We start from the raw sequence: 13,937 nt of genomic DNA, 5'->3' as shown, positions 1-13,937 counted from the left end.
CTAACGCCCAGTCTCTGTTACCCACAACTGGCGGAAACCCTCGACGTCTTCCATCCACGCAACCTGTCGACCATCAGGAGAGAAGATGATCGCATCGCCCGATGGTGGGTTGCCGTGACGGTCCGTTAGAAAATCAACCTCTCCCGTCTGAGCATCACAACAAGCAATTTTGTTATCCAGTACAAACCCCAGCCATTTCCCTGACGGATGCCAGTTGAATGCTGACTGAATATCCGTGGCGCAGCGGGTAAGCTGACGCGGTTCTCCTCCTTGTGGGGAAATCAGCCACAGTTGCACAATGCCGACGTCATCACGCATTAAAAATGCAATCTCAGATGCCTTTGGATTACTGCGCACCCAATGGCGCGGCTGATTTACCAGACCGGGAAAGGCGCGCGCATGAGTAAACGTCAGGCGGCGTTGATTAATACCGAATGGCGGCGCAGGCATTGTCGCCTCAGTGCCCTCCAGCGGAGCGTCGCCCGGCTGTTTCCAGCCGCTTTCATCCTGAGGTAAATCAACAATAAATAACTCCGGCACTTTCTCGCCCGTGACTGATAACGTATCACCGATAAACGCCAGTCTGTTTTCCCCTACCCAGCCCTCTTCATAGGCGCGGTTAATCTTATCGCTACCCGGTTTAGGCGTGGGTGTCGTCTGGGTTACCAGCACGCACCAATGGCTCCCGCTGTACTCACGGGGATGCTGCGCGGAGACCGTCACCGGACCATAGGGCGCAGCCACACCGACATTGCGTAGATCCAGCGCCGGTGAGCGCTCATGCAGCACATGGTCGTTATAGGTGAAACTGACAAACTCGCCGCTCGGGCTAAATACATGCACATGACTACCGCCACGCAGCGCGCCCGGCGTATATGGGGCGGTAATATCCATCGCATCCAGATTCTCCACTTTTGCCTGCGTAGCTATCACCCCACGCCGATGATGGAAGTCGTAATGCCATGTTTCATCAGGATTTTCAGGCCCATGAATAAACACATATTTTTCCAACTTTGGATGAACGGTCACCACGCCAACGTGCGATCCCTGCATGGCCCGATAAATCACCTCCAGCTCGCCAGTATGAATATTGACGCGCTCAATTGTGTCGCCGGTAAAGGAGGCACCGGAAGGGCGCACATCAAAAACCAGCCACTGGCTGTCCGGTGTCCAGGTATTGATATTGGTAAGCTGATGATTACGCGGCGTAAAGGTGATTTGCTTCATGGAATGCCCTGATACAAGACGATTTCAGCAATCATACTTCACAAGCACTTCACTTTCAGGCTTTAGCGTATCGCCATCTTCATTTTTGCGGACAGAAAGATGGAACATTTTGACGTAGCCATTATCGGGTTAGGCCCGGCAGGCGCAGCGCTGGCACGGCAGTTGAGTGGAAAAATGCGCGTGATCGCGTTGGATAAAAAACACCAGTGCGGCAACGAAGGTTTCACCAAACCCTGCGGCGGTCTGTTGGCCCCGGATGCCCAGCGTTCGTTTATCCGCGACGGGATAACCTTACCCGTTGATGTCATCGCTAACCCACAAATATTTAGCGTTAAAACGGTTGATGTTGCAGCCTCTTTGACGCGTAACTACCAGCGTAGCTACATTAATATCAACCGCCATGCTTTTGATTTATGGCTTAAATCTCTCATTCCTGATGATGTACAGGTGTACCACGACAGCCTGTGTCGGAAAATCTGGCGCGAGGGCGATAAATGGCATGTCATCTTCCGCGCCGACGGTTGGGAGCAGCAGATCACCGCGCGTTATCTGGTGGGAGCCGACGGCGCGAACTCATTGGTACGCCGTCATCTCTATCCCAGGCACCAGATCCGTAAATATGTTGCTATTCAACAATGGTTTGCGGAAAAGCATCCCGTCCCGTTCTATTCCTGCATTTTTGATAACGACGCAACCGACTGTTATTCCTGGAGTATCAGCAAAGATGGCTATTTTATCTTTGGCGGTGCCTACCCGATGAAGGACGGCCAGGCGCGCTTTGACGCGCTGAAAGCGAAGATGGAAGCGTTCCAATTTCAGTTCGGCAAACCGGTGAAAAGTGAAAAATGTACGGTGCTGTTTCCTTCACGCTGGAAAGACTTCGTCTGTGGCAAGGACAACGCATTTTTGATTGGCGAAGCGGCCGGTTTTATCAGCGCCAGCTCACTGGAGGGGATTAGCTATGCGCTGGACAGCGCGGAGGCGCTCAAATCTGTATTGTTGCGGGATGCACCAGATATGAATCACGCTTACCGCAAAGCCACCCGCAAGTTACGTCTCAAACTGTTTGGCAAGATCCTGAAAAGTCGGGCCCTGACGTCGGCGTTTTCCCGTAAATGGATAATGCGCAGCGGCGTGGCGCATATTCCTCAAGGTGACCACTCAGTATCACAACTAATTGCTGAAACAGGGCAAATGCGCCAAGGCATTTGCCCATAACATCTTATTTCAGCGCAAACTTCTCAATGGCATACGCGACGCCATCTTCAAGGTTAGATTTCGTCACAAAGTTGGCGATTTCTTTGACTGATCCAATAGCGTTGTCCATGGCAACGCCCACGCCTGCGTATTCAATCATCGCGATGTCGTTTTCCTGATCGCCAATCGCCATCACCTCTTCGGCTTTTATACCCAACGCATCGGCCAGCGATTTCACGCCAGTCCCTTTATTGACGCGTTTATCGAGGATTTCGAGGAAATACGGCGCACTTTTCAGCACGGTGTACTTCTCTTTTACTTCCGCAGGTATGCGTGAGATAGCTTTATCGAGGATCTCCGGCTCGTCAATCATCATCACTTTCAGGAACTGGGTTGCGGGATCCATTTTCTCGGCTTCACAGAACACCAGCGGAATCGTCGCAACAAACGATTCATGTACCGTGTAGTAGCTGATATCACGGTTCGCGGTATACAGCGTGTTGCGATCGAGTGCGTGGAAATGCGAGCCAACGTCCCGGGAGAGCTGCTCCAGATAACGATAATCATCATAGCTCAACGCGGTTTGCGCGACAGTACTGCCATCCCCTGCTTTCTGCACTAGCGCGCCATTGTAGGTAATGCAGTAGTCACCGGGTTCTTCCATATGCAATTCTTTCAGATAGCTGTGGACGCCGGCATACGGGCGCCCCGTGGTCAGCACCACATTTACGCCACGCGCGCGCGCTGCGGCAATCGCCGTTTTGACCGCGGGTGAAATGGTGTGATCGGGCAGCAGAAGTGTGCCATCCATGTCGATAGCAATAAGTTTGATAGCCATGAGTTCCCCGGATTAAATGAGTCCGTCCTCATGCTAACGCGATTCCGCTCAAAAAACAGCTACGAAAAGGGGGATAGAAAGGGGAATCGAGATTCCCCTTTTGCAGGACGGTTGTAGACCTGGGTGCAAGTTAGATATCGATGTTCGCCGCTTTCAGGGCGTTTTCTTCGATAAACGCGCGACGCGGTTCAACGGCATCGCCCATCAGCGTAGTGAAGAGCTGGTCGGCGGCAATCGCATCCTTCACGGTAACGCGCAGCATACGACGGCTTTCCGGATCCATGGTGGTTTCCCACAGCTGATCCGGGTTCATCTCGCCCAGACCTTTATAACGCTGGATAGCGAGGCCGCGACGTGACTCTTTCTGCAGCCATTCCAGCGCCTGCTCAAAGCTGGCAACCGGCTGGCGGCGCTCGCCACGTTCGATAAACGCATCGTCTTCGATCAGCCCGCGCAGCTTCTCACCGAGCGTACAAATACGACGGTATTCGCCACCGGTCACAAACTCGTGATCCAGAATATAGTCGGTATCCACACCGTGAGTACGGACGCGCACAATCGGCTCAAACAGGTTCTGCTCTGCGTTGTGGTGGATATCAAACTTCCACAGGCTGCCGTGCTGTTCTTTTTCGTTCAGCTCGGTAATCAACGAATTAACCCAGCGGGTAACGGTCTGCTCGTTCGCCAAATCAGCTTCCGGCAGCGTCGGTTGATAAACCAGTTCTTTCAGCAGCGCTTTCGGGAAACGACGTTCCATACGGCCAATCATTTTCTGCGTCGCGTTGTATTCAGAAACCAGTTTTTCTAACGACTCACCTGAAAGAGCAGGTGCGCTGGCATTAGTGTGTAGCGTTGCGCCATCCAGAGCGATAGAAATTTGGTACTGATCCATCGCTTCGTCATCTTTAATGTACTGTTCCTGCTTACCTTTTTTCACTTTGTACAGCGGTGGCTGTGCAATGTAAACGTGGCCGCGTTCCACGATTTCCGGCATCTGACGATAGAAGAAGGTCAACAGCAGCGTACGAATATGCGAGCCGTCGACGTCCGCATCGGTCATGATGATGATGCTGTGATAACGCAGTTTGTCCGGGTTGTACTCGTCACGACCGATGCCACAGCCGAGCGCGGTGATCAGCGTTGCCACTTCCTGAGAAGAGAGCATTTTATCAAAGCGCGCTTTCTCGACGTTGAGGATTTTACCCTTCAGCGGCAGAATCGCCTGGTTTTTACGGTTACGGCCCTGCTTCGCAGAACCGCCCGCGGAGTCCCCTTCCACAAGGTACAGTTCGGACAGCGCCGGGTCGCGTTCCTGACAGTCCGCCAGCTTGCCCGGCAGACCCGCTAAGTCCAGCGCGCCTTTACGACGGGTCATTTCACGCGCGCGACGTGCCGCTTCACGGGCACGTGCAGCATCAATAATTTTGCCAACGACGATTTTCGCGTCAGACGGGTTTTCCAGCAGGTATTCGCTCAGCAGTTCGTTCATCTGCTGTTCTACCGCCGATTTCACCTCAGAGGAGACCAGCTTGTCTTTGGTCTGTGAGGAGAACTTCGGATCCGGTACTTTCACGGAAACAACGGCAATCAGGCCTTCACGGGCATCGTCACCAGTGGCGCTGACTTTAGCTTTTTTGCTGTAGCCTTCTTTATCCATGTAGGCGTTCAGGGTACGGGTCATCGCCGCACGGAAGCCTGCCAGGTGAGTACCGCCGTCACGCTGCGGAATGTTGTTGGTGAAGCAGTAGATGTTTTCCTGGAAACCATCGTTCCACTGCAGCGCAACTTCAACGCCAATACCGTCTTTTTCGGTGGAGAAGTAGAAGATATTCGGGTGGATCGGCGTTTTGTTTTTGTTGAGGTATTCAACAAACGCCTTAATGCCGCCTTCGTAGTGGAAATGGTCTTCTTTACCGTCGCGCTTGTCGCGCAGACGAATGGAGACGCCGGAGTTCAGGAACGACAGCTCGCGCAGACGCTTAGCCAGAATCTCATATTCAAACTCAACGACATTGGTAAAGGTTTCGTGGCTTGGCCAGAAACGTACCTGAGTACCCGTCGCTTCTGTTTCGCCGGTTACCGCCAGCGGCGCCTGCGGCACACCGTGCACGTAAGTTTGCTGATGCACTTTGCCTTCACGACGAATCACCAGCTCCAGTTTCTGTGACAGGGCGTTTACTACGGACACACCTACGCCGTGCAGACCACCGGAAACTTTATAGGAGTTATCATCGAATTTACCGCCTGCGTGCAGAACGGTCATGATAACTTCCGCCGCCGAAACGCCCTCTTCCGGGTGAATACCGGTTGGGATACCACGGCCATCATCGGTAACGGACACGGAGTTGTCAGCGTGAATCGTTACAACGATATCTTTACAGTGACCCGCGAGCGCTTCGTCGATAGCGTTATCTACCACCTCGAATACCATGTGGTGCAGACCGGTGCCGTCATCCGTGTCGCCGATATACATACCCGGGCGCTTACGCACCGCATCCAGTCCTTTCAGGACTTTGATACTGGAGGAGTCATAAGAATTCGACATCAACGTTTCTCGCTCATTTAAACTTGGGTTAATCCGTTATTTTACCCTTTTCCACGGTGAACATCTTCGAATTTTTGTCCGACATGTCCAGAACGTGTTCAGCGCTGATTGCGCTGACAAAGACCTGAGATTGCGTCGCTTTTAAGCGGCTGGCTAACAGCCCACGACGGGCATCATCAAGTTCAGAGGCAAAATCATCTATCAGGTAGAGACACCGCCGCCCACTTTCGCGGGTGAGGAACTCCCCTTGCGCCAGACGTAAGGCGCACATCAGCAGCTTTAGCTGCCCACGCGACAACGTGTCTTCCACCGGCGCACCGTCAGCGCGAATGCGAAAATCCGCTTTGTGCGGACCGTGCGCGGTGTAAGTCAACATGCGATCGCGTTCAAAACTGCGTTCCAGCACTTCGGCATAATCGGTCTCTTTCTCCCAGCCGCGCTGGAATGAGAAGGAGAGAGAAAACTCGGGTAGAAACTGCTGACAGGTATCCGCCATATCCTGCGCGATACCGGCGCTGTACTCCGCGCGCCAGGTGCTGATTTGTTCCGCCAGCGGGATCAGTTCTTTATCCCACGGACGCAGTTGCTCATAACGACTCACCTGGCGCAGGGCTGCGTTGCGCTGCTTGAGCAGTCGCTTCAGATTGCTCCAGGCGGTGAAAAATCCGGCTTCATTGTGAAAGCATCCCCAGTCAAGGAATGCTCTTCTGTATTTGGGGCCGCCATTGAGTAAAGTAAACCCCTCTGGCGTGATCAGCTGCATCGGCATCAGGTGCGCCAGTTCCGCGACCTTGTGCCCGTCAGTGCCGTCAATGCGCACTTTGCTGTCGCCCAGTTTGTCTTTCGTCAGGCCAATCGATGTCTCACGCTCTTCCCCCTGCAAACGCCCGTGTAAAACAAACGACTCCTGCTCGTGGCGAATTACGCGGCCAATCTGCAAACTGCGAAACGCCCGACCGTGGCCGAGCGTATAGATGGCTTCCAGCACGCTGGTTTTGCCGCTGCCGTTCGCGCCAACCAGGAAGTTAAAGCCAGGGGATAAAGCGAGATCCGCGCTTTCGATATTGCGAAAGTCGCGGATCAACAGACGGGTGAGCGACATTACAGTCTCATTGGCATAACAACATAAGCCGCGCTCTGGCTGGCAGCATCTTCAATCTGTACGCTCGATACGGAATCGGTCAGCAGAATACGAACGTTCTCGCACTTCAGCGCGTTCAGTACGTCCAGTACGTAGCTAACGTTAAAACCGATTTCCAGTTCAGTGCCAGGATAGGAGACATCCAGAATTTCTTCCGCTTCTTCCTGCTCCGGGTTGTTGGCGGTGATTTTCAGCTGGTTTTCACTGACATACAGACGCACGCCGCGGAATTTCTCGTTAGAGAGGATCGCCGCACGAGCAAATGCCTGTTTGAGGATATCGCAACCGGCTTCCAGATGTTTGTCCGGATTCTTCGGCAATACGCGGCGATAATCCGGGAAACGGCCATCAACCAGCTTGGAGGTAAAGATGAAGTCACCCACGTGCGCACGAATGTTGTTGCTGCCAATCTGCACGCGCAGCGGGTTGTCGCCGCCGTCGAGCATACGCATCAGTTCAATTACGCCTTTACGCGGAACGATCACCGAATGGCTGGGTAACTGCTGACCGACAGGCATTGAACAGACCGCCAGGCGGTGACCGTCGGTCGCCACGGTACGCAGCTCTTCCCCTTCGGTTTCAAACAGCATGCCGTTTAAGTAGTAACGCACGTCCTGATGCGCCATCGAAAACTGCGTGGCTTCAATCAGGCGCTTCATCGTGGCCTGCGGCAAAGTGAATTCGACTTCGCTCTGCCAGTCGTCCAGATTCGGGAAGTCGGCGGCAGGCAGCGTAGACAGGGAGAAACGGCTGCGGCCAGACCGCACCAACATGCGATCGCCTTCCAGTTGAACGGCAATTTCCGCGCCTTCCGGCAACCCACGGCAAATATCGAAGAATTTACGCGCCGGAACGGTGGTCGCACCAGGTTCATGAGGCTGGATCAGCGCCACGCGCGCCACCATCTCCATTTCGAGATCGGTACCGGTCAGAGAAAGCGCACCGTCAGCAACCTGCAGCAGCAGATTTCCGAGAATAGGCAGTGTAGGACGTCCACCCAGCGGGCCGCTGACCTGCTGAAGCGGTTTTAATAAATGTTCACGTTCAACGGTAAATTTCATAGCGTCACGAAGATAATGTTCTGATTAAATTGGAGAAATCTTCTTTAATATCATGGCTTTCTTCACGCAACTGCTCAATCTTGCGACAGGCATGAAGCACGGTAGTATGGTCACGCCCACCAAACGCGTCGCCAATTTCCGGCAGACTGTGGTTAGTGAGCTCTTTTGCCAGCGCCATCGCCATCTGGCGCGGACGAGCTACCGAGCGAGATCGACGCTTAGAAAGCAGATCCGCAATTTTGATTTTGTAATACTCCGCCACCGTCTTCTGAATATTGTCGATGGTGACCAGCTTTTCCTGCAAAGCCAGCAGATCGCGCAACGCTTCGCGCACGAAATCGATGGTAATCGCCCGGCCGGTAAAATTAGCGTTGGCGATCACGCGGTTCAGTGCGCCTTCCAGCTCACGTACGTTAGAGCGTAGACGCTTGGCAATAAAGAACGCCACTTCACCCGGCAGACGAATGTCGTTTTCGTCGGCTTTTTTCATCAGGATCGCGACGCGCGTTTCCAGCTCAGGCGGCTCGATCGCAACAGTCAGTCCCCAGCCGAAGCGGGATTTCAGACGATCTTCAACGCCGTTGATCTCTTTCGGATAGCGATCCGAAGTCAGGATGATCTGCTGATTGCCTTCCAGCAGGGCGTTAAAGGTGTGGAAAAACTCTTCCTGCGATCGTTCTTTATTCGCGAAGAATTGGATATCGTCAATCAGCAGCGCATCCACGGAACGGTAGTAGCGTTTAAACTCTTCGATCGCGTTGTTTTGCAGGGCCTTAACCATGTCCTGCACAAAACGTTCGGAGTGCATATACACCACTTTCGCGTTTGGCTTACGCGCCATAATACCGTTACCGACAGCGTGCAGCAGGTGGGTTTTACCCAGACCCGTACCGCCATAAAGAAATAACGGATTGTAGGCGCCACCAGGATTGTCCGCCACCTGACGTGCCGCCGCGCGCGCCAGTTGGTTAGATTTACCTTCAACGAAGTTATCAAACGTATGTTTGACGTTGACGTTAGAACGATAGGTAGGTTCTGCCGGTGCCGGGACGTTATCCCAGCCTGAGCGCGCCGCCGGAGCGGCACGTTGCGGTTGCACTTGCTGAGCCACGTAAGCGGGCGCAACAACGTTGTTCACCGGCGTTTTCAGCGTTTGCGTGACGGGTTTAGTACCGACTTCAAAGCGCAGCTGCGGGGCATCCGCTCCACAGAAGTTATTGAGTAATCCATTAATATTATTAAGGTATTTATCCCTTACCCAATCAAGCACGAAACGGTTTGGCGCATACAAAGCCAGCGTGTTATCGCTCAGTTCCGCCTGCAACGGGCGTATCCACATACTGAACTCTGTGGCTGGTAACTCATCCTGCAATCGGGCAAGACACTGCTGCCAAAGCGAAAGTGACACGGCGGACTCCACTCGAACAAAAGTCGATAAATGACAAAGGCTGAAACATTCATGATTGTTGACGCACATCGACAAGACCCTATGCAAAGGGTGACGTGCGAATTGCTATCTGCAATTTTTACCCGATCAGGATCCATTGAAACGATCAGGACCGCGGATCATAGCGTAAACTGAGAAAGAGATCTTCTGTTTCTCACAGATTCTTCCCGATTTATCCACAGGATGATCCAGAATCGGCTAAGTGTAAACGATCCTGGAGAAGTGCTGCAGGTTTTAGCGCGCATATTGAAAAAATTAATGAGTAAAGATGCTTTACTGCTTAAACGATCTAATAAAGATCCCGAGCGATCCTTGCGCTTTATCCGCCAGCCCGTATAATTCTTACCCCCAGCGAGTAACGGTCGCCTTACGGCGTCAACGCTGCCTGTTTTATACGCGAAACCATGCGGAAAAAAGCGGGAAATAAGGAAAGAGAATTGACTCCGGAGTGTACAATTATTACAATCCGGCCTCTTTAATCACCCACACTGTGGCGTAAGTCGTTCGAAATTCGTTCGGGTATACGCAAAAGTCAGTGAATTTATTCAAGTTTAGGTAGAAATCGCCATGAAACGCACTTTTCAACCGTCTGTACTGAAGCGCAACCGTTCTCACGGCTTCCGTGCTCGTATGGCTAATAAAAATGGTCGTCAGGTTCTGGCACGTCGTCGTGCTAAAGGCCGTTCTCGTCTGACCGTTTCTAAGTAATAAAAGCTAGCCCCTGAGTGGTTAAGCTCGCATTTCCCAGGGAGTTACGTTTGTTAACTCCCACTCATTTCACATTCGTCTTCCAGCAGCCACAACGGGCTGGCACGCCGCAAATCACCATCCTCGGCCGCCTGAATTCGCTGGGGCATCCCCGTATCGGTCTTACCGTCGCCAAGAAAAACGTTAAACGCGCGCATGAACGCAATCGGATTAAACGTCTGACACGTGAAAGCTTTCGTTTACGTCAGCACGAACTTCCAGCAATGGATTTCGTGGTGGTGGCGAAAAAAGGGGTTGCTGACCTCGATAACCGTGCTCTCTCGGAAGCGTTGGAAAAATTATGGCGTCGCCATTGTCGCCTGGCTCGCGGGTCCTGATAGCCCTTATTCGGGTCTATCAACGCCTGATCAGTCCGCTGCTTGGGCCGCATTGCCGTTTCACTCCAACCTGCTCGAGCTACGGAATTGAGGCATTGCGCAGGTTTGGAGTGATAAAAGGCAGTTGGTTGACGGTGAAACGCGTATTAAAATGCCACCCTTTACACCCTGGTGGTGACGATCCCGTCCCGCCCGGACCATTTGATACCAGAGAACACTAACGATGGATTCGCAACGCAATCTTTTAGTCATCGCTTTGCTGTTCGTGTCTTTCATGATCTGGCAAGCCTGGGAGCAGGATAAAAACCCGCAACCTCAGGCCCAACAGACCACGCAGACAACGACCACCGCAGCGGGTAGCGCCGCAGACCAGGGCGTACCGGCCAGTGGCCAGGGGAAACTGATTACGGTTAAAACTGACGTGCTTGATCTGACCATCAACACCCGTGGTGGTGATGTGGAACAGGCTTCACTGCCAGCTTACCCGAAAGAACTCGGTTCTACCGAACCGTTCCAGTTACTGGAAACCACGCCACAGTTCATCTACCAGGCACAGAGTGGCCTGACAGGTCGTGACGGCCCGGATAACCCGGCTAACGGCCCGCGTCCGCTGTACAACGTCGAAAAAGACGCGTTTGTACTGGCTGACGGTCAGAACGAACTGCAGATCCCGATGACCTATACTGACGCAGCGGGTAACACATTCACTAAAACGTTTGTACTCAAGCGCGGTGAATATGCTGTCAACGTTAACTACAGCGTGCAGAACGCCGGCGAAAAACCGCTGGAAGTCTCCACCTTTGGTCAGCTGAAGCAATCCATCAATCTGCCATCTCATCGCGACACTGGTAGCAGCAACTTTGCGCTGCACACCTTCCGTGGCGCGGCGTACTCCACGCCGGATGAAAAGTATGAGAAATACAAATTCGACACCATTGCTGAAAACGAAAACCTGAACGTCAATGCTAAAGACGGCTGGGTCGCAATGCTGCAACAGTATTTCGCAACGGCATGGGTTCCGCGTAACGACGGCACCAACAACTTCTATACCGCTAACCTGGGTAACGGCATTGCCGCTATCGGCTATAAATCACAGCCGGTACTGGTTCAGCCTGGCCAGACTGGCGCGATGACCAGCACCCTGTGGGTCGGCCCGGAAATTCAGGATAAAATGGCGGCAGTTGCACCGCACCTGGATCTGACCGTGGATTACGGCTGGTTGTGGTTCATCTCTCAGCCGCTGTTCAAACTGCTGAAGTGGATCCATAGCTTCCTGGGTAACTGGGGCTTCTCCATCATCGTTATCACCTTTATCGTTCGTGGCATCATGTACCCGCTGACCAAAGCGCAGTACACCTCCATGGCGAAGATGCGTATGCTGCAGCCGAAGATTCAGGCTATGCGTGAGCGTCTGGGCGATGACAAACAGCGTCAGAGCCAGGAAATGATGGCCCTGTACAAAGCTGAGAAGGTTAACCCGCTGGGCGGCTGCTTCCCGCTGATCATCCAGATGCCAATCTTCCTGGCGTTGTACTACATGCTGATGGGCTCCATTGAACTGCGTCATGCGCCGTTCGCTCTGTGGATCCATGACCTGTCTGCACAGGACCCGTACTACATCCTGCCGATCCTGATGGGCGTGACGATGTTCTTCATTCAGAAGATGTCTCCGACCACCGTGACCGACCCGATGCAGCAGAAGATCATGACCTTTATGCCGGTCATCTTCACCGTGTTCTTCCTGTGGTTCCCGTCAGGTCTGGTGCTGTACTATATCGTCAGCAACCTGGTAACCATTATTCAGCAGCAGCTGATTTACCGTGGTCTGGAGAAACGTGGCCTGCATAGCCGCGAGAAGAAAAACTCCTGATATTAGTCGCAGGGGCGTTGGCTGCATTTGCTTGCCGCCTTCCTGCAACTTGAATTATTTCGAGTATTCACGGTAAAGTTAATGCCAGAGAAGGCGGTCGTTAGACCGCCTTTTTTACATTTACAAGAGAGCTATCATGAACCATAACGACACCATCGTCGCTCAGGCCACCCCTCCGGGACGTGGTGGCGTGGGTATCCTGCGCATCTCCGGCCTGAAGGCGCGCGAGGTTGCAGAAACCGTACTGGGGAAACTACCAAAACCGCGCTATGCCGACTATCTGCCGTTTAAAGACGCGGATGGCAGCACGCTGGATCAGGGAATTGCCCTGTGGTTCCCCGGTCCGAACTCCTTTACCGGTGAAGATGTTTTAGAGCTTCAGGGCCACGGCGGTCCGGTGATTCTCGATCTGCTGCTTAAACGTATTCTGATCATTCCCGGGCTGCGCATTGCCAGACCGGGTGAATTCTCCGAGCGTGCGTTTCTCAATGATAAGCTTGATCTGGCCCAGGCAGAGGCAATTGCCGACCTGATCGATGCCAGTTCAGAGCAAGCCGCTCGCTCGGCGCTGAACTCGTTGCAGGGCGCATTTTCTGCACGGGTAAATCATCTTGTGGAAGCGCTCACTCACCTGCGCATCTACGTGGAAGCGGCGATCGACTTTCCGGATGAAGAAATCGACTTCCTGTCTGATGGCAAGATTGAAGCGCAGCTCAACAACGTTATCAGCGATCTCGATGCTGTTCGTGCCGAAGCGCGTCAGGGCAGCCTGCTGCGCGAAGGGATGAAGGTGGTCATTGCCGGTCGCCCAAATGCCGGGAAATCAAGCCTACTGAACGCGCTGGCAGGTCGTGAGGCGGCCATTGTGACCGACATTGCGGGTACGACTCGCGACGTACTGCGTGAGCATATTCATATCGACGGTATGCCGCTGCACATCATCGACACTGCCGGTCTGCGCGATGCCAGCGATGAAGTTGAACGCATTGGTATCGAACGCGCGTGGCAGGAAATTGAACAGGCCGACCGCGTTCTGTTTATGGTTGATGGCACCACCACCGACGCCGTGGACCCGGCTGACATCTGGCCAGACTTTATTGCCCGCCTGCCAGCCAAACTGCCGATTACCGTGGTGCGTAACAAAGCGGATATTACCGGTGAGACGCTGGGCCTTAGCGAAGTAAATGGCCACTCACTGGTTCGCCTATCCGCGCGTACCGGTGAAGGCGTTGACGTGCTGCGTAACCATCTCAAACAGAGCATGGGCTTTGAAACCAATATGGAAGGCGGCTTCCTGGCGCGCCGTCGTCACCTGCAGGCGCTGGCAGAAGCGGCGGAGCATCTCGAGCAGGGTAAAGCCCAACTGCTCGGAGCATGGGCCGGAGAATTGCTGGCAGAGGAACTACGTCTGGCGCAGCAGAACCTCAGTGAGATCACCGGGGAATTTACCTCCGACGATCTGCTGGGAAGGATTTTCTCCAGCTTCTGTATTGGCAAGTAACGTTGTGTTGCCCGGTGGTGCGATG

The 13,937-nt window shown here is 53.4% G+C and carries 13 protein-coding genes; 7 read left to right on the top strand and 6 right to left on the bottom strand.

Annotation, left to right across the window (positions count from 1 at the left end; all coding sequences use genetic code 11):
• Positions 1-1,227 (bottom strand): YidR family protein, encoded by a 1,227-nt coding sequence (locus tag BZK42_RS12370; RefSeq protein WP_080859247.1) that lies wholly within the window; start codon positions 1,225-1,227, stop codon positions 1-3.
• A gap of 99 nt (positions 1,228-1,326) precedes the next feature.
• On the opposite strand from BZK42_RS12370, the gene cbrA reads away from it, so the two are divergent.
• On the top strand, positions 1,327-2,445 hold the full coding sequence (gene cbrA / locus BZK42_RS12365) for a colicin M resistance lipid reductase CbrA (protein WP_049271669.1): 1,119 nt from the start codon (positions 1,327-1,329) through the stop codon (positions 2,443-2,445).
• Positions 2,446-2,449: 4 nt separating this feature from the next.
• On the opposite strand, the gene yidA is transcribed toward cbrA, so the two are convergent.
• The 5 genes from yidA to dnaA form a co-directional block, all read right to left on the bottom strand.
• Entirely contained in the window at positions 2,450-3,262 is an 813-nt protein-coding gene (gene yidA, locus BZK42_RS12360; RefSeq protein ID WP_016155065.1) for a sugar-phosphatase, read from the bottom strand.
• Between the two features lie 130 nt (positions 3,263-3,392).
• Complete coding sequence (gene gyrB / locus BZK42_RS12355) at positions 3,393-5,807, bottom strand: DNA topoisomerase (ATP-hydrolyzing) subunit B (RefSeq protein ID WP_016157816.1); 2,415 nt, start codon at positions 5,805-5,807, stop codon at positions 3,393-3,395.
• Positions 5,808-5,835: 28 nt separating this feature from the next.
• The gene (gene recF / locus BZK42_RS12350) at positions 5,836-6,909 is read right to left on the bottom strand and encodes a DNA replication/repair protein RecF (protein ID WP_016155067.1); all 1,074 of its coding nucleotides are present in this window, start codon (positions 6,907-6,909) and stop codon (positions 5,836-5,838) included.
• A complete protein-coding gene (gene dnaN / locus BZK42_RS12345; RefSeq protein WP_016155068.1) occupies positions 6,909-8,009 on the bottom strand; it encodes a DNA polymerase III subunit beta in 1,101 nt (366 codons plus the stop codon). Before dnaN ends, recF begins: the two co-directional genes overlap by 1 nt.
• 4 nt (positions 8,010-8,013) lie before the next feature.
• The gene (gene dnaA, locus BZK42_RS12340) at positions 8,014-9,417 is read right to left on the bottom strand and encodes a chromosomal replication initiator protein DnaA (protein ID WP_016155069.1); all 1,404 of its coding nucleotides are present in this window, start codon (positions 9,415-9,417) and stop codon (positions 8,014-8,016) included.
• A 222-nt stretch (positions 9,418-9,639) separates the two neighbouring features.
• On the opposite strand from dnaA, the gene BZK42_RS29675 reads away from it, so the two are divergent.
• The 6 genes from BZK42_RS29675 to mnmE all read left to right on the top strand — a co-directional run bounded on the left by BZK42_RS29675 (position 9,640) and on the right by mnmE (position 13,912).
• Positions 9,640-9,795, top strand: a complete 156-nt coding sequence (locus BZK42_RS29675) for a hypothetical protein (protein ID WP_418135004.1) — start codon at positions 9,640-9,642, stop codon at positions 9,793-9,795.
• 228 nt (positions 9,796-10,023) lie between these two features.
• Positions 10,024-10,164 (top strand): 50S ribosomal protein L34, encoded by a 141-nt coding sequence (rpmH, locus tag BZK42_RS12335; RefSeq protein ID WP_003023858.1) that lies wholly within the window; start codon positions 10,024-10,026, stop codon positions 10,162-10,164.
• 17 nt (positions 10,165-10,181) lie between these two features.
• Positions 10,182-10,541, top strand: a complete 360-nt coding sequence (gene rnpA, locus BZK42_RS12330) for a ribonuclease P protein component (protein WP_003844432.1) — start codon at positions 10,182-10,184, stop codon at positions 10,539-10,541.
• On the top strand, positions 10,505-10,762 hold the full coding sequence (gene yidD / locus BZK42_RS12325; RefSeq protein WP_003023846.1) for a membrane protein insertion efficiency factor YidD: 258 nt from the start codon (positions 10,505-10,507) through the stop codon (positions 10,760-10,762). Before rnpA ends, yidD begins: the two co-directional genes overlap by 37 nt.
• Before the next feature lie 2 nt (positions 10,763-10,764).
• Complete coding sequence (gene yidC, locus BZK42_RS12320) at positions 10,765-12,411, top strand: membrane protein insertase YidC (RefSeq protein ID WP_003023844.1); 1,647 nt, start codon at positions 10,765-10,767, stop codon at positions 12,409-12,411.
• Positions 12,412-12,547: 136 nt separating this feature from the next.
• Positions 12,548-13,912, top strand: a complete 1,365-nt coding sequence (gene mnmE, locus BZK42_RS12315) for a tRNA uridine-5-carboxymethylaminomethyl(34) synthesis GTPase MnmE (protein WP_016157817.1) — start codon at positions 12,548-12,550, stop codon at positions 13,910-13,912.
• Positions 13,913-13,937 lie beyond the last annotated feature (25 nt).

It is taken from the genome of Citrobacter braakii (assembly GCF_002075345.1).
Lineage (GTDB): Bacteria > Pseudomonadota > Gammaproteobacteria > Enterobacterales > Enterobacteriaceae > Citrobacter > Citrobacter braakii.
This window is presented reverse-complemented; position numbering and strand designations above follow the sequence as displayed.